Origin of the sequence: Saccharothrix algeriensis, assembly GCF_016907655.1 — a bacterium.
Taxonomy (GTDB): Bacteria; Actinomycetota; Actinomycetes; order Mycobacteriales; family Pseudonocardiaceae; genus Actinosynnema; species Actinosynnema algeriense.
In genome coordinates, this window is sequence record NZ_JAFBCL010000001.1 from 2926375 (window position 1) to 2948584 (window position 22210).

At 72.6% G+C, this 22210-nt stretch carries 21 protein-coding genes; 12 read left to right on the plus strand and 9 right to left on the minus strand.

Going from position 1 to position 22210, the window contains the following annotated elements:
- Positions 1-108: 108 nt before the first annotated feature.
- Entirely contained in the window at positions 109-870 is a 762-nt protein-coding gene (locus JOE68_RS13165; protein ID WP_204842643.1) for a copper chaperone PCu(A)C domain-containing protein, read from the minus strand.
- 347 nt (positions 871-1217) lie between these two features.
- Here JOE68_RS13165 and JOE68_RS13170 point away from each other — a divergent pair, with 347 nt between their 5' ends.
- The 10 genes from JOE68_RS13170 (at position 1218) to JOE68_RS13215 (ending at position 11592) form a co-directional block, all read left to right on the plus strand.
- A complete protein-coding gene (locus JOE68_RS13170; protein WP_204842644.1) occupies positions 1218-1706 on the plus strand; it encodes a CarD family transcriptional regulator in 489 nt (162 codons plus the stop codon).
- Positions 1707-1741: 35 nt separating this feature from the next.
- Positions 1742-2434 (plus strand): 2-C-methyl-D-erythritol 4-phosphate cytidylyltransferase, encoded by a 693-nt coding sequence (ispD, locus tag JOE68_RS13175; protein WP_204842645.1) that lies wholly within the window; start codon positions 1742-1744, stop codon positions 2432-2434.
- Positions 2431-2898, plus strand: a complete 468-nt coding sequence (gene ispF, locus JOE68_RS13180; protein WP_204842646.1) for a 2-C-methyl-D-erythritol 2,4-cyclodiphosphate synthase — start codon at positions 2431-2433, stop codon at positions 2896-2898. Before ispD ends, ispF begins: the two co-directional genes overlap by 4 nt.
- Before the next feature lie 5 nt (positions 2899-2903).
- Positions 2904-3299 carry a PPOX class F420-dependent oxidoreductase gene (locus tag JOE68_RS13185; RefSeq protein WP_204842647.1) on the plus strand — a complete coding sequence of 132 codons (396 nt, stop codon included), beginning with the start codon at positions 2904-2906 and terminating at the stop codon, positions 3297-3299.
- A gap of 343 nt (positions 3300-3642) precedes the next feature.
- Entirely contained in the window at positions 3643-4257 is a 615-nt protein-coding gene (locus JOE68_RS13190; RefSeq protein WP_204842648.1) for an HAD family hydrolase, read from the plus strand.
- 69 nt (positions 4258-4326) lie between these two features.
- The gene (gene cysS / locus JOE68_RS13195) at positions 4327-5715 is read left to right on the plus strand and encodes a cysteine--tRNA ligase (protein ID WP_204842649.1); all 1389 of its coding nucleotides are present in this window, start codon (positions 4327-4329) and stop codon (positions 5713-5715) included.
- 4 nt (positions 5716-5719) lie between these two features.
- The gene (gene rlmB, locus JOE68_RS13200) at positions 5720-6691 is read left to right on the plus strand and encodes a 23S rRNA (guanosine(2251)-2'-O)-methyltransferase RlmB (protein ID WP_204842650.1); all 972 of its coding nucleotides are present in this window, start codon (positions 5720-5722) and stop codon (positions 6689-6691) included.
- Positions 6692-6887: 196 nt separating this feature from the next.
- Positions 6888-8309 (plus strand): MBOAT family O-acyltransferase, encoded by a 1422-nt coding sequence (locus tag JOE68_RS13205; RefSeq protein WP_204842651.1) that lies wholly within the window; start codon positions 6888-6890, stop codon positions 8307-8309.
- Between the two features lie 359 nt (positions 8310-8668).
- Positions 8669-9895, plus strand: coding sequence for an MFS transporter (locus JOE68_RS13210; protein ID WP_204842652.1), 1227 nt, complete (start codon positions 8669-8671; stop codon positions 9893-9895).
- Positions 9896-10284: 389 nt separating this feature from the next.
- Positions 10285-11592, plus strand: a complete 1308-nt coding sequence (locus tag JOE68_RS13215) for a GGDEF domain-containing protein (protein ID WP_239562233.1) — start codon at positions 10285-10287, stop codon at positions 11590-11592.
- Between the two features lie 198 nt (positions 11593-11790).
- Here JOE68_RS13215 and JOE68_RS13220 read toward each other — a convergent pair whose 3' ends face one another.
- From JOE68_RS13220 to JOE68_RS13250, 7 genes are all read right to left on the minus strand, one after another.
- Positions 11791-12630 (minus strand): metal ABC transporter permease, encoded by an 840-nt coding sequence (locus JOE68_RS13220; RefSeq protein WP_204842654.1) that lies wholly within the window; start codon positions 12628-12630, stop codon positions 11791-11793.
- A complete protein-coding gene (locus tag JOE68_RS13225) occupies positions 12630-13448 on the minus strand; it encodes a metal ABC transporter ATP-binding protein (RefSeq protein ID WP_204842655.1) in 819 nt (272 codons plus the stop codon). Before JOE68_RS13225 ends, JOE68_RS13220 begins: the two co-directional genes overlap by 1 nt.
- Positions 13445-14392 carry a metal ABC transporter solute-binding protein, Zn/Mn family gene (locus JOE68_RS13230; RefSeq protein ID WP_204842656.1) on the minus strand — a complete coding sequence of 316 codons (948 nt, stop codon included), beginning with the start codon at positions 14390-14392 and terminating at the stop codon, positions 13445-13447. Before JOE68_RS13230 ends, JOE68_RS13225 begins: the two co-directional genes overlap by 4 nt.
- Positions 14393-14608: 216 nt before the next feature.
- Positions 14609-15709 (minus strand): ABC transporter ATP-binding protein, encoded by a 1101-nt coding sequence (locus tag JOE68_RS13235; RefSeq protein WP_204842657.1) that lies wholly within the window; start codon positions 15707-15709, stop codon positions 14609-14611.
- Between the two features lie 101 nt (positions 15710-15810).
- Positions 15811-16698, minus strand: a complete 888-nt coding sequence (locus tag JOE68_RS13240) for a sugar ABC transporter permease (RefSeq protein ID WP_204842658.1) — start codon at positions 16696-16698, stop codon at positions 15811-15813.
- Positions 16698-17615: a carbohydrate ABC transporter permease gene (locus tag JOE68_RS13245; RefSeq protein WP_372443291.1), complete on the minus strand. Its 918-nt coding sequence runs from the start codon at positions 17613-17615 to the stop codon at positions 16698-16700. The genes JOE68_RS13240 and JOE68_RS13245 overlap by 1 nt, the downstream gene beginning before the upstream one ends.
- 69 nt (positions 17616-17684) lie before the next feature.
- Positions 17685-18932 (minus strand): extracellular solute-binding protein, encoded by a 1248-nt coding sequence (locus JOE68_RS13250; protein WP_204842659.1) that lies wholly within the window; start codon positions 18930-18932, stop codon positions 17685-17687.
- A 227-nt stretch (positions 18933-19159) separates the two neighbouring features.
- Here JOE68_RS13250 and JOE68_RS13255 point away from each other — a divergent pair, with 227 nt between their 5' ends.
- Together JOE68_RS13255 and JOE68_RS13260 are read left to right on the plus strand one after the other, a co-directional pair.
- Positions 19160-20209, plus strand: coding sequence for a LacI family DNA-binding transcriptional regulator (locus tag JOE68_RS13255; protein ID WP_204842660.1), 1050 nt, complete (start codon positions 19160-19162; stop codon positions 20207-20209).
- A 116-nt stretch (positions 20210-20325) separates the two neighbouring features.
- Positions 20326-21429, plus strand: a complete 1104-nt coding sequence (locus JOE68_RS13260) for a LacI family DNA-binding transcriptional regulator (RefSeq protein ID WP_204842661.1) — start codon at positions 20326-20328, stop codon at positions 21427-21429.
- Positions 21430-21447: 18 nt separating this feature from the next.
- Here the strand turns inward: JOE68_RS13260 and JOE68_RS13265 are convergent, their stop codons facing one another.
- Positions 21448-22140 carry a hypothetical protein gene (locus tag JOE68_RS13265; protein WP_204842662.1) on the minus strand — a complete coding sequence of 231 codons (693 nt, stop codon included), beginning with the start codon at positions 22138-22140 and terminating at the stop codon, positions 21448-21450.
- Positions 22141-22210 lie beyond the last annotated feature (70 nt).

The following is a 22210-nucleotide window of genomic DNA, read 5'->3' on the forward strand; positions in this document are numbered from 1 at the left end:
GACGCAGGCTAACCACCGCCACCGACACCGCCGCGCGGCGGTGGACGGCGAAGAACCCGCCACGCGCGGCGCGCGGCGGGTTCCCCGGTGCGGTGCGGGAGCGCGCGGTCAGTGCCCGGAGGACGGTTCCGAGCGCGGGTCGGGCGAGGCGCCGATCGGCAGCTCCAGCGTGAGCGGGCCGGCCTTCTCGAACAGGAACGTCACCCGGATGGTCTGCCCCGGCCGCAGGTCCCGGGTCAGGTCCTTGAGGACGATGGCGACCCGGCCGGGCTCGCCCGTGATGTCCGCCGAGGACGAGGGCTTGTTGCCCGGCGTCGTCGGGAACACCGAGCTGACGCCGCCCTGGCCCGCCGTGGGCGTGGACCGCGACGACGACGCGGACCCGGACTGGGACCCGGTCGTGGTGGTGGGCGTGGTCGTCGTGGTCGGGGCGCCGGAGGTCGGCGACGAGGCCGACGACGTCGACGAGGCCGAGCCGGTCGGCGACGAGGCCGAGGACTTCGGGGTCGTGGTCGACCCCTGGCCCGACTCGTCGTCCTGGTCGGAGCCGGCGGCGATCGCCGTGCCGGGCTCGAGGTCCACGTCGCCGGTGATCTCGGCGTTCCCGCGGCTGCCGTCGCTGGTCACCGACAGCAGCTTGTCGGCCTGCAGCGGGTCGTTGTTGGCGATCGCGACGATGACGGGCGCGTCGTCGCCCTCGCGGTAGTGGCCCTCGGCGACCGGGAACCGGAACTGCGCGTCGCGGACGGCGATCGCGCCGACCCCGCCGCTCGCCCCGTTGACCGCGGCCACCTGGGTGTCGGTCTGGGTGACCTGGCCAGCGCTGCAACCGGCGACGGCCAGGGCGAGGCCCGTCGCCGCTGCGGCCACGACGACCAGGCGACGAGGCGCTGGGGACTTCTGCTCTGCGCGACCCACGGCTGCTCGGATCCTTCCGGTGTGCTGGCTGGGCGGGTCGTCACCGGCCGTAGCACCGGTCGACCACCAGTCCAGGAGCCTAACCGGATCGCCGATCACCCACCTCACGTGGTGCCCCGCAGCCGATCCCGCCGCCCGGCGGCGTCCACAGTGGAGCAAGATCGACCTCGTCCGTTGCACGACGGCAGGGTGTTTGTCAACCCCCGCGCAGCCCTGACCTGCGCTAACCGATCTCCGGACGCCGAAGAGGGGATTGCTCGGCGTGTTAGGATGGGGTTAGCGAAAGGGGCAGAGGACACATGGTTTTCAAGGTCGGAGAGACCGTCGTCTACCCGCACCACGGTGCCGCTCTCATCGAAGCGATCGAGACTCGTGTGATCAGGGGCGAGGAGAAGAAGTACCTCGTCCTCAAGGTTGCCCAGGGTGACCTCACGGTCCGCGTCCCCGCCGACAACGCCGAGATCGTCGGCGTGCGCGACGTCGTCGGCCAGGAGGGTCTCGACCGGGTCTTCGAGGTCTTGCGCGCTCCTCACACCGAGGAGCCGACCAACTGGTCCCGGCGGTACAAGGCCAACCTGGAGAAGCTCGCGTCCGGTGACGTGAACAAGGTGGCCGAAGTGGTGCGCGACCTCTGGCGGCGCGAGAAGGATCGCGGTCTGTCCGCTGGTGAGAAGCGGATGCTGGCGAAGGCTCGGCAGATACTGGTCAGCGAACTGGCGCTCGCGGAGGGCACCGACGAGGACAAGGCGGAGGTCCTCCTCGACGAGGTCCTCGCCACCGCGTCCTGACCCTCGGCGCCCGTCCGAAGCAGAGATCCGCGAACATGGGTGTGGTCGCGCTCGTGCCCGCCGCGGGCCGGGGTGAGCGGCTGGGCTACGGCATGCCCAAGGCGCTCGTGCCGGTCGCCGGTGTTCCACTGCTGGTGCGCGCGGTGCGCGGCTTGTTCGAGTCGGGTTGCGTGCGGCACGTCGTGATCGCCGCGCCGCCCTCCGATGTGGACGTCGTGAACACCGTCACCGCCCCGCTGGCCCCGGCCGGCGGGGCGGTGCACGTCGTGCCCGGCGGCGCGGAGCGCTCGGACTCGGTGCGGTCGGCGCTGGTCCACGCGCTGCGCGCGATCCCGGGCACCACGGTCGTGCTGGTGCACGACGCCGCCCGCGCGTTCACGCCGCCGGAGGTGGTCCGGGCCGTGGTCGAGGCGGTGCGGGCGGGCAACCCGGCGGTCGTCCCGGTGCTGCCGGTGGTGGACACGGTCAAGGAGGTCGACGCCGGTGGCCTGGTCGTCGCCACCCCGGACCGCTCCGCCCTGCGCGTCGTGCAGACGCCCCAGGGCTTCGACGCCCGGGTGCTGCTGCGCGCGCACGAAGCGGCCTCGTCCGCGACCGACGACGCGGGCCTGGTGGAGCGCCTGGGTGTGAAGGTCGCCACGGTGCCCGGCCACCAGGACGCCATGAAGATCACCACTCCGTTCGACCTGGCGGTCGCGGAGGCACTGCTCGCGGGAGGCGGGGCGTGAGGGTCGGCATCGGCTCCGACGTGCACCGGGTGGAACCCGGCCGGGACTGCTGGCTGGCGGGCCTGCGCTGGGAGGGCGCGGACGGCTGCGCGGGCCACTCCGACGGCGACGTCGCCGCGCACGCCCTGTGCGACGCGCTGCTGTCGGCCGCCGGGCTGGGCGACCTGGGCTCCGTCTTCGGCACCAGCGACCCGCGCTGGTCCGGCGAGCACGGCGTGGAGTTCCTGGCCGAGGTGCGCCGCCTGCTCGCCGGCGCGGGCCTGCGGGTGGGCAACGCGGCCGTGCAGGTGATCGGCAACGCGCCGCGGATCGGCAAGCGCCGCGACGAGGCGCAGCGGGTGCTCTCGGCGGCCGTCGGCGGTCCCGTCTCGGTCAGCGGGACGACCACGGACGGCCTCGGCCTCACCGGGCGCGGCGAGGGCATCGCCGCCATCGCCACCGCGCTGGTCGTGCCGCTAGCCTGAGGCGCATGGCGATCACCCTCAACCCGGCCGTGCGCGCCCTGGTGGACGGCAGGAACTACGCCACCATCTCCACCCTGAACCCCGACGGCAGCCCGCAGAGCTCCGTCATGTGGATCACCAGGGACGGCGACGACCTGATCTTCTCCACGCTGCGCGACCGCCGGAAGGAGCGCAACCTGCGCCGCGACCCGCGGGCCAGCGTCAGCGTGTGGAGCAGCGAGAACCCCGAGGTCTACGCGGAGATCCGGGGCACCGTGACGATCACCGACGACACCGGCCACGCCGTGGTGGACGCCCTGTCGCACAAGTACCTCGGCAAGCCCTACCCGGAGGAGGACCCCGCCCTCGTGCGCGTGGTGCTCCGCCTGACCCCGACGAAGGTCACCGGCCACGCCGCCTAGCAACCGCCCGCACGAGCCCACCTGCACGAGCGGTGCGCCGCCGGCGCGGTCCGGTGCCCTCGTGTTCTCCCCGTATGGCCTGCCCGCAGGGCGACCGCGCTTGTCGTGGCAGGTCAAGCGCGCTTTTCGCTTGACCTGCCACGACCAGGGTGGTGGTCTTCGACAGGCCGTGCGGGGAGAACACGACCGCTCTTCCTCCTCCTTGGCGGCCTGCCCGTCCGGCGAGGACGCTTTTCGCCCTTCAGCCGGTCGCGATCGGGCCCCCGCAACGGGGCGTGTGTTGTATGTCTTGATCCTGTTCCAGCCCTTCAGCCAAGAGGTCCAGACCACGTAACGTGCCGGTGTGACGATCCGCGCCGTCCTCTTCGACTTCTCCGGGACGCTCTTCCGCCTCGAGCACGACTCGCTGGCCGAGCACGCCGACCTGATGCGCGCGCTGACCGCGCCGGTCGGCGTCGCCGAGGGCCTCGACATCGACCCGGACGAGTGGGCCCGCCGCGACCTCGACGGCGACCTGCACCGGGACCTGCACATCAAGGCCCTCACCGCCGCCGGCGCGCAGGACCCCGCCGACTTCTACGGCCGGCTGTGCAGCCCGCCGTTCTGGCAGCCCTACCCGGACACCGCGGCGGCCCTGGGCAGCGGGCTGCCGACGGCCGTGGTGAGCAACATCGCGTGGGACATCCGGGCCGTCTTCGCGCGCCACGGCGTGGAGGACCTGGTCGACGAGTTCGTCCTGTCCTACGAGGTGGGCTCGGTCAAACCGGACCCGAAGATCTTCCAGGTGGCCTGCGAGCGGCTCGGGGTTCACCCGTCCGAGGCATTGATGGTCGGCGACAGCGAGGAGGCCGACGGCGGCGCGGCGGCGATCGGCTGCCGGGTCGAGATCGTGCCGCCGCTGGAGACCGGCCAACGGCCCGACGCGCTGCTCCGGGTGCTGCGCGAGCACGCGGCATAGCGAACCGGCGCGGGGGCGACCGGCCGGTCGGCTCAACCCCGGGTGGTCGACGCCCGTACCATCTCGGGGGTGACCCTCCACCTGTACGACACCGCGAGCCGGTCCATGCGGGAGTTCGTCCCGCAGGTCTCCGGGACGGCGTCGATCTACGTGTGTGGGGCGACCGTGCAGGGTGTTCCGCACATCGGCCACGTGCGCAGCGGGTTGAACTTCGACGTGCTGCGCCGCTGGCTGGCGCGCACGCACGACGACGTCCGGCTGGTGCGCAACGTCACCGACATCGACGACAAGATCCTCGCCAAGGCCGCCGACCACGGCCGCCCGTGGTGGGAGTGGGCCTACCAGCACGAGCGCGCGTTCGAGGACGCGTACGCGGCCCTGGGCTGCCTGCCGCCCTCCTACGCGCCGCGCGCGACGGGCCACGTGACGCAGATGGTCGAGCTGATGCAGCGCCTGGTCGACCTCGGCCATGCCTACGCCGCACAGGGCGACGTGTACTTCTCCGTCGCCTCCTTCCCGGAGTACGGCGCGCTGTCGGGCCAGAAGCCGGACGAGGTGCACCAGGGCGAGTCGGCGGCGCAGGGCAAGCGCGACCCGCGCGACTTCACGCTGTGGAAGGCCGCGAAGCCGGGTGAGCCGGCGTGGCCGACGCCGTGGGGCCCGGGCCGGCCGGGCTGGCACCTGGAGTGCTCCGCGATGGCCACCGCCTACCTGGGCGGCACGTTCGACATCCACGGCGGCGGCATCGACCTGATCTTCCCGCACCACGAGAACGAGCTGGCGCAGTCCCGCGCGGCCGGCGACGGGTTCGCCCGGTACTGGCTGCACAACGCCTGGGTGACGCTCAGCGGCGAGAAGATGTCCAAGTCGCTGGGCAACACGGTCGCCATCCCGGTCCTGCTGGAGCGGGTCCGCGCGCCGGAGCTGCGCTACTACCTGGTCGGGCCGCACTACCGGTCGACCATCGAGTTCTCCCAGGAGGCCCTGGACGAGTCGGTGTCGGCCTACCGGCGCGTCGAGTCGTTCCTGCGCCGCGTGGTGGAGCGCACCGGCGCCGTCGGGGACGCCGGCGAGCTGCCGGCGGCGTTCTCCGCGGCGCTGGACGACGACCTGGGCACGCCCGGCGCGCTGGCCGCGATCCACCGCCGGGTCCGGGAGGGCAACACGGCGCTGGAGGCGGCCGACGACCTCGGCGCGCGGGCGGCGGCCGAGTCGGTGCGCGCGATGACCGGCGTGCTGGGCGTCGACCCGCTGCGCTGGGCGCAGGAGCCGGCCGACGGGGCGGGTGGCCGCAAGGCGCTGGCCGCCCTGGTCGAGCGGGTGCTGGAAGAGCGCGTGAAAGCCCGCAAGGACAGGGACTTCGCCAGGGCGGACGCGCTGCGCGACCACCTGCTCCTTGCCGGGATCGCCGTCGAGGACACCCCCGACGGTCCGCTGTGGACGTTGAAGGACGACTGACCTCGTGGCAGGGAACTCCAAGCGCCGGGGCGCGATGCGCAACCCCGGCTCCAAGAAGGGCGCGGTCGTCGGTTCCGGCGGGCAGAAGTCCAAGGGCCTGCAGGGCAAGGGACCGACGCCGAAGGCGGCGGACCGCCCCAACCACCCGGCGTACAAGCGGGCGCAGGCGGGCGCGAAGGCCGAGCAGGCCCGCGACCGGCGCCGCAAGGCCGCCGAGAACGCGCCGGAGACGGTCGCGGGCCGCAACCCGGTCGTGGAGTGCCTGCGCGCGGGCATCCCGGCGACCGCGCTGTACGTGGCGCTGGGCATCGACGCGGACGACCGGGTCGCCGAGGCCGTGCAGCTGGCGGCCGACCGCGGCATCTCGGTGCTGGAGGTGCAGCGGGGCGAGCTGGACCGCATCACCGGCGGCGCGGTGCACCAGGGGCTGGGCCTGCAGGTGCCGCCGTACGAGTACGCGCAGCCGCGCGACCTGCTCCGGATCGCCCGCGAGTCGGGCCGCCCGCCGCTGCTGGTGGCGCTGGACGGCGTGACGGACCCGCGCAACCTCGGCGCCGTGGTGCGCTCGGCGGCGGCGTTCGGCGCGCAGGGCGTGGTGCTGCCGCAGCGCCGCTCGGCGGGCATCACGGCCGTGGCCTGGCGGACCAGCGCGGGCACGGCGGCGCGGATGCCGATCGCGGTGGCCACCAACCTGACCCGGCAGCTGCGCGAGTGGGCCGACGAGGGCCTGATGGTCGTGGGCCTGGACGCGGACGGCACGGTCGACGTGGACGGGCTGGAGCTGGCCACCGGGCCGCTGGTGGTGGTCGTCGGCTCGGAGGGCCGCGGCCTGTCCCGGCTGGTGCGGGAGACCTGCGACCAGACCGTGTCGATCCCGATGGCGGCGGGCGTGGAGTCGCTGAACGCGTCGGTCGCGGCCGGCGTGGTGCTGGCGGAGGTCGCGCGGCGGCGGCGGCTGGACGTGGCCAAGCCCTGACGGTCGGTGCGGTGGGGCCGCCGGGCGGACCCCACCGCCGACCGGTGTGGTGACGGCTCCCGCCCGATGCGGTGATCCGGCCGGTCCGGGGCCGTCGGCGCGGTGACGGCCGGTGCGGTGCAGGCCGGTGTGACCCCGACCGGTTTGTCACCCGATCGGCCACTTCGGCGACGGCGGCCGGATAAAGTTCCCCGCGATGTCCTTCGCCACCCCGCTGTTCCTGTGGTTCTTCCTGCCGGTCGTGCTCGCGGCCGTCCTCGTGGCACCCAGGAAGCGGCGCAACGTCGTGGTGGCGGTGGCCAGCCTCTTCTTCTACTTCACCGGCGCGGGCGGCACGACGCTGCTGCTGCTCGGCGCGATGGTGGTGAACTACTTCGCGGGCCTGCGGCTGGAGCCGGGCAGGCCGGGCGACCGCCGGCTGGTGCTGGTCGGCGCGATCTGCGTCAACCTGGGCGTGCTGCTGGTCTGGAAGTACCTCGGCTTCGCCACCGAGCAGCTGCGCGCCATCGCGTCGCTGGTCGGCGCGGACCTGCCGGTGGTGCACCTGGCGCTGCCCATCGGCATCTCGTTCTACACGTTCCACCACATCTCCTACGTGGTGGACGTCCACCGGGGCGAGCGGCCCGCGCTGCGGGACCCGGTCGCGTTCGTCACCTACATCGCGATGTTCCCGCAGCTCGTGGCGGGCCCCATCGTCCGGTTCCGGGAGATCGCCGACCAGCTGCCGCAGCCCCGGCTGCACCGCTGGGACGACATCGCGGCGGGCTTCCCGCGGTTCGCGCTGGGCCTGTGCAAGAAGGTGGTCATCGCCGACTCGCTGGCCCCGCTGGTGGACGCCTGCTTCGCCACGCCCGACGACGAGATGACCTTCGCGATCGCCTGGCTGGGGGCCGTCGGCTACGCGCTCCAGCTGTACTTCGACTTCTCCGGGTACTCGGACATGGCGATCGGCCTGGGCCGGATGCTGGGCTTCCGGCTGCCGGAGAACTTCGCCCGCCCGTACTCGTCGGTGACGATCACCGAGTTCTGGCGGCGCTGGCACATGTCGCTGTCGCGCTGGTTCCGGGACTACGTCTACATCCCGCTCGGCGGGAACCGCACCGGCGTGCTGCGCACCTACCGGAACCTCGGGATCGTCTTCGTGCTCACCGGGTTCTGGCACGGCGCGAACTGGACGTTCCTGGTGTGGGGTTTGTTCCACGGCGCGCTGCTGATCGTCGAGCGCCGTTTCGGGTGGGATTCCGCACCGATCACCACGCGTGCGCGAATCGCCCGCCGAGCGCTCACGATGGTGTTAGTGGTGATCGGTTGGGTGTTTTTCCGGTCGGCCGACCTGGGTGCCGCGTTCACCATGATCGGGCACCTGCTGACCCCGGATTTCGGCGGTCTCGGCGAGGCCGTCGCGGCCGCCGCCACGAATCAGCGGATCGTGCTGCTGGTGATCGCGCTGGTCGTCGTCGCATTGCCCGACCACCCGGTGACGGGTCCGTACCTGGAGTCCTCGCGGGATCGGGTGGCGGTGGCCGCGCGGGCTTCGCTGATGACGGTGGGCGTGGCTTATGCGGCGCTGCTGGTCGCCGGCGGAACGTTCAGCCCGTTCCTGTACTACCAGTTCTGAAGATCCCCCGAGCGGGCAGCCGCACAATTGCCGAACAGCGGCGCGGCGCGGGCTCGCCGGGCCGCCGGAACGGGCTGCACCGGTCGGTCGAGCGGGTCGGCGACCAATGGGCGTCACCTTGACGTAGGGTAGGCGCGCTTTGCCCGACCCTGGTCCGCTACGGTCAACTGTCAAGAATAGGTACGGGACTTTTCGCCATTGTAACTACTTTATGTAACCGGCCTGGTCCGTTCGGGTACACACTGTGGTAGGACAGAGATTGCACAACCAGCAGCTTCTACCGTGCTGACCGAGATAATTGTTACTTCGGGTGGGGGTTACGTGACTCACTCAGTGGGGCCGACGAACCTGGAGGAGTGGTGACTTCCGGGGGAACCCTGCGCGCGCTCGTGGGCAACCGCGAGTTCCGCGGCATGTGGGTCGGCTCCACGGTGTCCACCGTGGGCGACCAGCTCGCGGCCGTGGCGCTGTCGCTCCTGGTCTACGAGCGCACCGGTTCCCCCGCGTGGACCGCCCTCACCTGGTCGCTGACGCTGCTCCCGTCCCTGGTCTCCGGACCGCTGCTGGCCTGGGTCGCCGACCGCTTCCCGCGGCGCACGGTCATGATCTGCTGCGCCTGGCTCCAGGCGGCGCTGCTCGGGCTGATGGCGCTGCCCGGCGTGCCGTTGTGGATCATGGTAGTCCTGCTCGTCCTCGTGCTGATGATCGCCTCGCCGTTCCTGGCCGCCCAGGAGGCGAGCCTGCCCTCCGTGCTGCCCGACGAGCGCTACGACGACGGCGTGGCGCTGTTCGGGACGTCGGTGGACGTGGCCCAGATGGCCGGCCTGGCGGCGGCGGGCTTCCTGGTGACCACCGCGGGCCCGAACGTGGCCCTGGCGATCGACGCGGTGACGTTCGTGCTGGTGGCGGTGCTGGTGCAGACGTCGGTGCGGTTCCGGCCGGCCGCCGACCCGCTCGGCGCGGCACATCGGGAAGCCGAAGGCGGCAAGGGAGCTTTCGCGCTGCTCGTCACTGAACCGCGATTGCGCTCTCTTATGGGTATGCGCCTTCTGGCCGGCATCGCGATGGTGCCCGAGGGGCTCGCCGTGCCGCTGGCCGCGAGCCTGGACGCGGTGTGGGCCGTCGGCCTCATCCTGGCCGTCGAACCGGCCGCGAACGTGCTGGGGGTGGCCGTGCTGTTCCGCCTGGTGCGCGACCCGGCGAAGCGCGAGCGGCTCATCGGCCCGCTGGCCATCCTGTCGCTGGCGCCGCTGGTGATGTTCGCGCTGAACCCCAACCTGACCTGGACCATCGCGCTGCTCGTGCTGGCCGGCATGGCCGGGGCCTACCACACGCCGGCCCGCTCGGCGTGGATGCGGATCCTGCCGGACGCCTACCGCGGGCGGGCCTACGGCATCGCGCGCACGGCGCTGAGGTCCAGCCAGGGCGGCGGGATGGCGTTGGCGGGGGTCGTCGCGCACGCGATCGGCTCGGTGACGGCGACGCTGGCGGGCGCCGGGGCCATCGGGCTGCTCCTCGCCGGGCAGGCGACCGTAGCCTGGAACCGCGCACGAGCCAGGACCGACCCGAACACGGTGGCCACATGAAACAGACTCACCACGAATGGCGATTCCCATGACGAGGCGCGTTCGTGCGCGCACCGCGAGAACGCACGCACGTACGGTGAAGATTCCGGACCGGGGCTCAAGGAGAGCGATGGGGTCACCACTCGCGGTTACGCATGGCGGACACTCCTCTACGCACGACTCGGGTACCGATGGGGGCCGTAAAGCCGCCGCTGCTCCGGCGAGTGGCCGCGCGGCGGCGGCATGAGTGTAGGGGGGACGTGGTGAAGAACAGTTTGCCTGACCACGCGCCGTCCGCGACAGCCAAGTGGCGCCCGAGTCGGAACTGGGACCTGTGGTCGCTGCGCCGCACCGCGATCGCCTACGTGCTTTCCGTCGAAGTGGTGGTGGCATTCGCCGCCATTTGGCTGTTGACCACGCTCGGTTCCGCGGCGCCCGCGGATTGGCTGCGGTTCGGCGCACTGGTGCTGGCGGTCACCGTCCACCTGACGATCGTCCGACGGGCCGAGGAATCGCGCCGGGACGAATCCGCGGGCCCGTACTTCGACCTCACTTCGGTGTGGACGTTCGCCGCGGCGATCGTGCTGCCCGCCGCCATGGGCGTCCTGGTGGTCGTGTGGCTGCGGGTGGTGCTGTGGCCGATCGCCCGGCGGCAGCCGTACCGGTTCGTGTTCACCTCCGCGCACATCGTGGCGAGCACCGCGCTCGCCGGCGCGGCCGTCCGGCTGTCGGGGTTCTCGCTGTCGTCCTCCGGCCGGGTCCTGACGGACCTCGCGCTGCTGGGCGTGCTGGTCCTCGTCGCCGCGCTGTACTGGTTCGTGCAGGTGCTGCTGATGACGGTGGCGCTCAAGATCGTCAACCCGCAGACCCGGTTCGTGGACTCGCTGGGCACGCGCCACGACAACATGCTGGAGATGACCACGCTCGGCGTCGGCGCGGCGCTCGGGCTGCTGGTCGCCACCCACTGGGTCGCGCCGCTGCTGCTGGCCGTGCCGGTGATCCTGGTCAACGCCCTGCTGCACCGCGCGTCGGAGCGCCACGCGCACCTGGAGCGGCTGGTCGCCGAGCAGCACAAGGCGCACCTGCAGCTGACCAAGGACGCCCACACCGACTACCGCACGGGCCTGTTCAACACCAACGGCCTGAGCGAGCACGCGGGCCGGCTCACTGAGCGCTGCCGGCACGCGGGCCAGCCGGTGACCGTGCTGGCGATCGACCTGGACCACTTCAAGCGCATCAACGACACGTGGGGCCACCCGGCGGGCAACGCCGTGCTGGCCGAGGTGGGCCGCATCCTGCGGGAGAAGCTGCGGCCGGGTGACGTGGCGGGCCGCGACGGCGGCGAGGAGTTCGTCGTCGTGCTGGCCGAGACGGGCCTGGTCCAGGGCACGGCGATCGCGGAGCGGGTGCGCGAGGCGATCGGCGAGATGACCGTCGTGACCACCGACAAGCACCGCAACACGGTGACCCTGCGCGGGCGCAACCTGCCGCTGACCGAGGACGGCCCGGAGGTGCGGGCGATCTCGGCGTCCATCGGCGTGGCGGTGGTCCCGGACAACGGCGACTGCCTGATGTCGGCGCAGCACAGCGCCGACGCGGCGCTCTACGCGGCCAAGGAGAACGGCCGCAACCAGGTGCGCGTGGCCGGCATCGACATCCACGCCCGCCGGCTGCCCGCGCCGCGGGTCGACGAGCCCGAGATCACCCGGTCCGCCTGAGCCGGCCGCGGGGCCGCCCGCGGCGCGCGGACCCCGGTGCGCACGACCTCGCCCCACCCGTGCGGCGCGTCCCGCACGGGCGAGCGCGTCAACCCGTGTCCGCATCACCCGGCGCCCGTCCCAGCGCTGCCGATCAGCCCCACCCGGTGCGGTACCCGCGCCGGCCCCCGGCCAAACCACCCGTCGCGGGCGGTCCGGTCAGGCGTCCGCCCGGGACCGCGCGCCGCCCAGCACCCGGCACACCAGGTAGATCAGGAACGACACCCCCGTGACGAACGCGCTCACCGGCACGCCGGGGGCGAGCGAGAGCAGGATGCCCAGCAGCACGGCCGCCTCGGCGAACACCACGGCCAGCGCGGTCGCCTTCACCGGTGACGCCGTGACCCGGCTCGCGGCGGCCGCGGGCGTGATCATCAGCGACAGCACGAGCAGCGCGCCGACGACCTGCACGCTCAGCGCGGTGGCCACGCCGACCAGCACCGCGAACACCACCGCCAGCGAGCGGACCGGGACGCCGCGCGCCGTGGCGACCGCCGGGTCGACCGAGGCGAAGTGCAGCGGCCGGTAGATGACCGCCAGCACCACCAGCACGGCGACCGACGAGCCGATCAGCAACCACAGGTCGGTCGAGCCGACGCTGACGATCTGCCCGGTGAGCAGCCCGAACTTGTTCGCCGACCGGCCCTTGTAGAGGTAGAGGAACAGCACGCCCAGCCCGAGGCCGAACGCCAGGATCGCGCCGATCACCGAGTCGCGGTCCGAGTCGCGCCGCGACAGCAGCCCGAGCAGCAGCGCCGCCACCACCGACCCGGCCAGCGCGCCGTAGCCGACGCCGACGCCGACCAGCAGGGCCGCCGCACCGCCGGTGAACGCCAGCTCGGAGGTGCCGTGGACGGCGAACGCCATCTTGCGGGTCACCACCAGCGGCCCGAGCAGGCCCGCCACCACGCCGAGCACCGCGCCCGCGATCAGCATCTGCCAGACGAAGTCGTAGCGCAGCAGGTCGAGCGTCAGCGACAGGTCGAAGAAGTTCTCCATCAGTCCTCATCCGCCACGTGGTGCGGCGCGTCCTCGCACACGTGCTGCGCGCCGACCACGTGGATCTGGTCGCGCACGCGGACCACCTCGACGTTGGTGCGGTACAGCTGCGACAGCGTCGCCGAGGTCATCACCTCGGCCGGGGTGCCGACCCGGAACCGACCGTCCACCAGGTACAGCACCCGGTCGACCAGCGGCAGCACCGGGTTGATCTCGTGGGTCACGAACAGCACGGCGGTGCCGGCCGTGCGCCGCCGCCGGTCGATCAGGTCGCTGACCACCCGCTGGTGCGCGAGGTCCAGCGACAGCAGCGGCTCGTCGCACAGCAGCACCTCGGGGTCGCCGACCAGCGCCTGGGCCACCCGCAGCCGCTGCTGCTCGCCGCCGGAGAGCAGCCCCACCGGCTCGTCGGCGTACCGGGTCGCGCCCACGGCGGCCAGCGCAGCGTCCACCTTGGCCGCGCGCTCGCGGCGCCCGCGCAGCCCCAGGCCCCAGTGGTGGCCGTCCACACCGAACCCGACCAGGTCGCGACCGCGCAGCGCGAGCGACGGGTCCACCGCGCGCTGCTGCGGGACGTACCCGATCCGGCGGTTGCCGCCCGAGACGTGCACGGTGCCCGCCGTCAGCGGCTGCAGGCCGAGCAGCACGCGCATGAGGCTGGTCTTGCCCGACCCGTTGGGCCCCAGCACGGCCACGAACTCGCCGGGCGCCACGTCGAGGTCCAGCCCGTCCCACAGCACCCGGTCCCCGTAGGACAGCCGTGCGCCGCGCAGGGTCACGGCGCCGCGCACGGGGGTGTCGGTCACCTGTGCCGTCATCCGCGCAGCGCCTCCGCCAGCGAGTCCACCTGCTTCGTCATCCAGTCAAGGTAGCCCGTGGCCCCCTCCGGCAGCGTCTCGGTGACCTGCACGACCGGGACGCCGGCCTGCCGGGCCCCGTCCACGACCTGCTTGACCGCCGCGTTCTCGGTCTGGACGTTGTCCACGACCGCGACGACCTGCTTCCGCCCCACCAGCTCGGTGACCTCGGCGAGCGCGGCGGCCGGGATGTCCGTCTCGCCCTCCACGGCCTCGCTGAACGTCTCGGGCGTCGCGTCCACCACGCCGGCGGCGTCGAGCAGGTAGTGCGCGACCGGCTCGGTCTCCAGCACCTTGCGGCCCTCGCCCGCGCCCGCGATCCGCTGGGACAGCTCGTCGAGCCGGCGGCCGAAGTCGGCGGCGTTGCCCTCGAAGTCGGCCCTGCGGTCCGGCGCGATCTCCGACAGGTCGGCGGCGGCCTGGTCGGCGACCTTGCGCACGCTGGCGAAGTCGTACCAGACGTGCTCGTTGACCTCGTGGTCGTGCGGCTCGGCCCCGGTCTCCGGCTCCGCGCCGGTCTCCGGCTCGGCGTGGTCGGAAGCCTTGCCCGACAGCGGGAACGCCTCGATCTTCTTCGCGCCCTCGGTCTCGGTGGTCAGCAGGGTGGCGAAGAAGTCGTCGTAGCCGCCGCCGTTGAAGATCACCAGCTTGGCGTCGCGCACGGCGGCCACGTCCGAGGGCTTGCTCTCGTAGGAGTGCGGGTCGCCCGACGGGTCGCTGATGATGGCGGTGACCTCCACCGCGTCGCCGCCGACGGCCTGCACGACGCTGCCCCACACGTTGGTGGACGCGACGACCTTGATCTTGCCGTTCGCCGCGGGCGGGGCCTGCTCACCGCCGCAGGCGGCGAGGACGGCGGCGGTCACGGCGGCCACCGCGCCGAGCATCGCGTTACGGACGGTCATGGGCTGGCTCCTCGACGGGCTGGATTTATGTGCAATGGAAACCGTTGTCGAGTTCAGTTTAGAACGCTCCGCCACCGGTGTGTCCACTGACCGGGTGTTCTGTGACTTTGCGCGCGGTCGCGGAACGCGACGAGGGCCACCTCCGCGTCGGGAGGTGGCCCTCGCAGCGCCGGGCGGGCGCGCAGCCGGTGCGGCGCGCCCGTCCCCGGTCCGGCCTCAGTCGCTCAGGCGCGCGCCCGTCTCCGGGTGGAACAGGTGGATCTCGGAGGCGTCGCGCACCGCGACCTTGACGACCTGGCCCAGGGCGGGCGGCGTGCGGCCGTCCACGCGGACCACGAACCGCTCCGAGCCGGAGCCGATCCGCACCGCGCCGTGCACCAGCGCGTCCGCGCCCAGCTCCTCGACCAGCTCGACGGTCATCTCCATGCCGGGGCCCTGCGAGCCGACCAGCGCCAGCGACTCCGGTCGGATGCCGAAGGTGACCTCGTCCAGGCCGCTCGCGCCGGCGCCGTCGAGCGCGCGGCGCTCCAGCGGCACCACGATGCCGTCCAGCTTCGCGCCCTCGGCGGTCAGCGGCACCGTCTTGAGGTTCATGGCGGGCGAGCCCATGAAGCCGGCGACGAACGCGTTGGCCGGCTTGTCGTACAGCGCGCGCGGGGTGTCGCACTGCTGGAGCAGGCCGTCCTTGAGCACGGCCACGCGGTGGCCCATGGTCATGGCCTCGACCTGGTCGTGCGTGACGTAGATCGTGGTGGTGCCCAGGCGCTGCTGGAGCGCGGCGATGTTCGCGCGGGTCTCCACGCGCAGCTTCGCGTCCAGGTTGGACAGCGGCTCGTCCATCAGGAAGACGGAGGGCTCGCGCACGATCGCGCGGCCCATCGCGACGCGCTGCCGCTGACCGCCGGACAGCGCCTTGGGCTTGCGGTCCAGGTACTTGGTCAGGTCCAGCATCCTGGCCGCCTCGGCGACCTTCTCCTTGATCCGAGCCTTGTCCACGCCGCGCAGCTTGAGCGCGAAACCCATGTTCTCGGCGACGGTCATGTGCGGGTAGAGGGCGTAGGACTGGAACACCATGGCGATGTCCCGCCCCTTGGGCGGCACGTTGGTGACGTCCTTGCCGCCGATGGTGATGGCGCCCTCGTCCACGTCCTCCAGGCCCGCGAGCATCCGCAGGGCCGTCGACTTGCCCGAGCCCGACGGGCCGACCAGCACCAGGAACTCGCCGTCGGAGACGTCGAGCGACAACTCGTCGACGGCGCGGACCGGCGGGGTGCCGGAGAAGACCCGCGATGCCTTGACGTAGGCGACCTCAGCCATGGGAACGCACCTTTCACTACCGAGCTTTGCCGCAACGGTAGGGATTGCAAGCGCTTACGGGAACGGGTGGATTGGTCCAGTCCGCGCGGCGCCCGGCGGGCTCAGCCCTTCACCGCGCCCGCCGACAGCCCGGCCACCAGGAACCGCTGGACCAGGTAGAACACCAGCACCGCCGGGACGGCGACCAGGACCGACGCCGCCGCGAGGTGCCCCCACTCGGTCCGGTTCTGCTGCACGAACACCTGCAGGCCCACCGCCAGCGTCTTGGACCGGTCCGCCGCCGAGAGGAACGCCGACGCGAACGCCACCTCGCCCCAGGCGGTCAGGAACGCGTAGAAGGCCGTCACCGCCAGGCCGGGGCGCGCCAGCGGCAGCACCAGCCGCCAGAACACCCCGAACGGCGAGAGCCCGTCGACCCGGCCCGCCTCGTCGATGTCGGTGGGGATGGTGTCGAAGTAGCCCTTGAGCAGGTAGGTGCAGAACGGCACCGCGGTCGTGCAGTACACCAGCACCAGGCCGGTGCTCGTGCCCTGCAGCCCCAGCGCCAGCAGCGCGTTGTACAGCGGCACGATCAGCACCGCGAACGGGAACATCTGCACCACCAGGAACGACAGCAGCAGCCCGCGCCTGCCCGGGAACCGGAACCGCGACGCCGCGTAGCCCGCGGTCGCCGACAGGAACACCGCGACCAGGGTGGTCAGCAGCGCGATGAGGACCGAGTTGCCGAACCACGCCAGGAAGTCGCCCTTCTCACCGGACAGGACCCGCGCGTAGTTGTCCACAGTGGACTGGTTGACCAGCTTCGGCGTCGTCTCGACGGCCCGCGCGTCCGGTTTGAACGACGTGACCAGGACCCAGAACACCGGGAACACCGCGATGGCCGACGCGACGAGCAGCGCGGCGTGCAGCCCGGCGCTCGCCAGCGGGGAGCGCTCGCGGCGCCTCCGCTTCGCCCGCGCCGCAACGGTTCCAGCGGTTCCGACCACCATCACCACACCTCGCCTCGCGCGCGCAGCGCCCGCCGGTGGACCCCCGCGAACACCAGCAGGACGGACAGGATCAGCACGCCGTAGGTCGACGCGATCGCGTAGTCCCGCGAGGCGCCGGAGAAGAACCGCTCGAACGCGTAGGTCACCAGGATCCGGGTGTTCGGGTTCGGGCCGGTGATCAGGTAGATCACCGCGAACATGTTGAAGGTCCAGATGATCCCCAGCAGCACCACGGTGCCGGACACCTCTCGCAGGCCCGGCAGCGTCACATGCCGGAACCGCTGCCACGGCGACGCGCCGTCCACCTCGGCGGCCTCGTACAGGTCGCCGGGGATGGCCTGGAGGCCGCCGAGCAGCGCCACCATCATGAACGGCACGCCCAGCCACACGTTGACGACGACGACCGCGACCAGCGCCCAGTCGGACTGGCCCAGCCACACCGGACCCGGCAGGCCGATCGCGCGCAGGGCCTGGTTGATGATCCCGTACTGGGCGTTGAACATGTACTTCCACGCGAACGCGCTGACGAACGCGGGCACGGCCCAGGGCAGGACCAGCAGCACCCGGTACGCGGCACGGCCGCGCAGCGGGCGGTTGAGCAGCACCGCCAGGCCGAGGCCGATGGCGTAGTGGCAGAACACGCAGCCGAACGTCCAGACCAGCGTGCGCGCCAGGGTCGTCCAGAACGAGCCGAAGCCCGGATCGCCGGAGAGCACGTTCAGGTAGTTGGTCAGGCCCACGCCGGTGTAGCCGGCGGCGCGGCCCAGGACCGGGTTGGCGATGTTGCCCTCGTTGATGTTCGTGAAGGTGAAGAACACGCCTTGGGCCAGCGGGTAGAGCACCAGCGCGGCGAGGACCACCACCACCGGCAGCACCATCGCGTACGCGTACCAGTGCCGGGTCAGGAACCTGCGCACGGTCGCCTCCTGGGGTCGGCGGGCGGGCCGCGCGCCAAGGGGAGGCGCGGCCCGCCGCGGGAAGGGGGGTCAGCCGATGGCGTAGTCCTCGACGACCCTGTTCCGGTAGACCTCGGCCACCTCGTCCAGCGCCGCGCGGGCGTCCTTCTTCCCCGCGAGCACGTCGGCGTAGGCGATCTTCAGCGGCTCGAACAGCTCCGCGCCCTCCGGGATCCACGGGCGGGCGTGGGCGGCGTCGACGACCTGGCGGAACGCGGAGACGACCGGGTTGCCCTTGACGCCGGCGACCTCGTAGGCGGACTTGCGGGTGGGCAGCAGGCCCAGCTCCTCGGCGATACGCGCCTGCGACTCGGCGCTGCTCATGCACGCGACGAGCTCGACCGCGGAGTCCCGGGCCGCGGTGCCCTGGCGGATGACGTAGTCGTGGCCGCCGACCGGCGCCGAGCCCTTGCCGGCCGTCTCGCCGGGCACGGGCGCGATGCCGAGGTCGGCCGCGTCCGCGAACGCCTCACCCTTGAGGTAGTCGGTCACCGACCACGGGCCGTTGATCACCATCGCGACCTCGCCGGCGGAGAACGCGGCCTGCATGTTGCCGTAGGAGTTCACCGGGTCCAGGGCGGTGGTCGCGGCCTTGGCGTCGAGCAGGCCCTTGGCGGTCTCCAGCGCCGCCACGTTCTCGGCGGAGTTGACGACGATCTTCTTCGCGGGCGCGTCCACGAGGTCGCCGCCCGCGCCGTAGATGAACGGCAGCGCGTAGTAGGCGTCGTTGTTGAGGAACAGGGTCTTCTCGCCGCCGAGCTTCGCGGCGGCGGCCTTGACCTCGTCCCAGGTCTTCGGCGGCTCCACGCCGGCGTCGGCGAGCTTGCGCTTGTTGTAGAACAGCGCCAGCGAGTCGGTGACCTGGGGCACGCCGTAGGTCCGGTCCTGGAACCTGGTGGAACCCAGCGGGGTGGCGAGGAAGTCGTCGGTGTCCCTGCCCAGCTCGGTGTCGGTGAGGTCGACGACGTAGCCGAGCTGGGCCAGCTGCGGCACCCAGGCGACCTCGGCGCGGAACACGTCGGGGCCCTGGCCGCCCTGCGCGGCGGTCTTGAAGTTGTTGAGCGCGAGGTCGAAGGCCACCACCTCGGTCCGCACCCGGTAGCCGCCCTCGGCGGCGCACTCCTGCGCGATCCGGTCGAACACCGGGCTCTCGCCGGGGCCGCTGGTGTCCCAGAAGGTGACCACGCCGCTGTCGGCGGGCGCGCCGCCGCCGCACGAGGCGAGGACGAGCGCGCCGGCCAGACCCGCCGCGGCGGTGACGAAGGTGGTGCGTCGCATCGTTGGTGCCGTCCCTCCGGTTGGCCTCATCGGGATGAGGTTCTGCAAGGACTTGCGAAATTCCTGACACAAGTTGCATAACCCCCTACCAGCGGAGGGTCAAGACACTTGCAGTAACCAAGCCGTAACGGAGGCGATCCACCGGACCGGCCGGGGACCGGCGTTGCAAAAACTTGCCGGTCCCGGCAGGCTGCACGTCACCCACGATCACCGAACGAGGAGGCGCGGTGTCCGGACTGTCCGAGATCGCGAGGGCAGCCGGGGTGAGCATGTCCACGGTCAGCCGGGTGCTCAACCGCCGGGCGGGTGTCAACGAGGAGACCCGCCAGCGCGTGCTGGCCGTGCTCGCGGAGATGCCCTACACGCCGCGCGGCCTGGGCGCGCTCCAGCGGACCGGGGTGATCGGGCTGCTCGTGCCGGAGCTGTCCAACCCGGTGTTCCCCGCGTTCGCCGAGGCGCTGGAGGTGCGCGCCGCGCGGCTGGGGTACTCGTCGCTGCTGTGCAACACGCGCGCGACCGGCAGCGCGGCCATGGGCGAGGAGGAGTACGTCCGGATGCTGCTCGCCCGCGGCGTCGAGGGCATGGTGTTCGTGTCGCCGGAGATCACCAACGCCGAGGTGCCGCTCGGCCAGGCGCCCCGGCCCAGCTACTACGCCAAGCTGCTGGCCGACGGCGTGCACATGGTGTTCCTCAACGGGGCCACGCCGTCGCTGGACGTGCCGGACGTGACGGTGGACGAGCAGCACGCGGGGTACGCGGCGACCCGGCACCTGGTGGAGCTGGGGCACCGCCGCATCGGCTTCGTGTCCGGTCCCGCGCGGTCGCTGACGTCCCGGCTGAAGCGGGCGGGCTGGTCGGCGGCGCTGGAGGAGGACGGGCTGCCCGCCGGCTCCGAGTACGTGGCGCACGCGCCGTTCGGGCCGGAGGGCGGCGCGGCGGCGACGGCCGCGCTGCTGGACGCGGTGCGGCCGACGGCGGTGATCTGCTCGTCCGACCACATGGCGATCGGCGTGCTGCGGGAGGCGCACCGGCGCGGCCTGTCGGTGCCCCGCGACCTGTCGGTGGTGGGGTTCGACGACATCCCGCTCGCGTCGTACTGCTCGCCGTCGCTGACCACGCTGGCGCAGCCGATCGAGGAGATGGCGGCAGCGGCCGTGGACGAGTTGGCGCACCGGCTGGACCCCGACCGGCGCAGGCGGCCGGCGGGCAACTACACCCGCGTGTTCCGCCCGGAGCTGGTCGTGCGGGAGTCCACGGCGCCGCCACCCACCGCCTAATTGGTCTGGACCATGTTCCACGCAGGTGACCCGGTCCCACCTGCGCGGATGCACCTTCTCAGGGATGCCCGTCACGCCTGCTTCTGTAATTGGTTCTGAACCGTTACGGTCACTTCATGGCGCGGTCGATGCATGTGCGACGCCCCGCGACGCTGGCCTCACTGGCGGCGGAGCTGGGTGTTTCCCGGACAACGGTGTCCAACGCGTACAACCGTCCCGACCAGCTCTCGCCGGAGCTGCGACGCCGGGTGTTGGAGACAGCGAGGCGGCTCGGCTACCCGGGGCCCGACCCGGTGGCGCGGTCGCTGCGGACGCGGAAGGCCGGTGCGGTGGGGCTGCTGCTCACCGAGAACCTGTCCTACGCCTTCCGCGACCCGGCGGCGATCGGGTTCCTGGAGGGCCTGGCCCTGGCGTGCGAGGACGCCGGGACCGGGCTGCTGCTGGTGCCGGCGAACCCCGAGCGCGAGGACGTGGCGGCCGTGCACCGCGCCGGCGTCGACGGGTTCGTCGTGTACTCGGTGCCCGACGACGACCCGCACCTGGCGGCGGTGCTGGAGCGGCCGGTGCCGACGGTGGTGTGCGACCAGCCGGACCTGGGCAACGTCGACCGGGTCGGCATCGACGACCGGGCCGCGATGAACTCGCTCGCCCGCCACCTCATCTCGCTCGGCCACCGGCGGGTCGGCGTGGTGTGCATGAGGCTCGCCCGCGACCGCAACGACGGCTACGTCACCGCCGAGCGGCAGCGGTCCGCGCACTTCCACGTGCAGCGGTCCCGGCTGGCGGGGCTGGCCGAGGCGTTCACCGAGGCCGGCGTCGACTGGGCGGGTGTGCCGGTGGTGGAGCGGTTCGACCACAACACCGCCTCCGGCGCGTCGGCCGCCGCCCAGGTGCTCGACCGCGACCCGCAGATCACGGCGCTGATCTGCACGTCGGACATCCTCGCGCTGGGCGCGCTGGGCGAGGCGCGCAGGCGCGGCCTCGCCGTGCCGCACGACCTCACGGTCACCGGGTTCGACGGCATCCGCGAGGCGGAGCAGGCCGGCCTCACGACCGTCCGCCAGCCCGTGCTGGAGAAGGGCCGGGCGGCGGGCAAGCTGCTGCTGGACTCGGCGGAGCGGACCAGGCCGCGCACGGTGACGCTGTCCACCGAGCTGGTCGTCGGCTCCACGGCGGCGTCGCCGCGCGGAGCGGTCGAGGAGCGCTGGTTCGGCCCGTGACGCGCGGCGGGCCGGGCGTCAGGTCATCCGGAAGGCCACCGGGTCGCTCGACCTCCCGGCCACCCGAGCGGTGAGCAGGTAGTCCCCCGGGCCCAGCCGGGTGTGCTCCGCGCAGCCCGGCTCCGAGGCCGTCCCCCGCCACTCCAGGCCGTACTCGAACAGCTCGCCGGGGCGCAGGACCCGCACCTCGGACCCGACGGTGTCGTAGCAGTCGTTGCTCGACCAGAGCCGGGCGCCCCCGTCGGCCGCGGTCACCACCAGCTCCCGCACCGCGCGGCCGATCTCCTCGGCGCACGGCTCCGGCCCGGTGTTCGACACCCGGATGCCCAGCTCCACCCGCTCCCCCGCCGGGTGGGAAGCCCTGTCCAGGGTCGCCACGACGCCCAGCTGCGCGGGCTCGCACCGCCGCGGCAGGCCCAGCGGCGACGGGGGCTGCCCCGGGAGGTGGCCGGGCGGGTGGGCGGCGGCCGGCCGGGTGGACGGGCCGGGCGGGGGCGAGGCCGACGAGGAGGCCGGCGAGGGCGGGTCGGCCTGCGGCGGCGGGTTGGAGACCACCGGGGCGACCGGGTCGGCCGGCGCGGACTCGCCGTGCCCGATGAGCGCGCCCACCAGCCACACGGCCAGCACGGTCGCGACCGCGGTGCCGGCGGCGGCCAGCGCTCGACGACGCCGGTACACCTCCGGCGGCAGTGGACCTGTGGGCACGATCACTTGGCGAAGGTAACCAAGTGACGTGGAATGGCCACGTAACTGCTTGTCATCCGATGTGATGAACGTGATT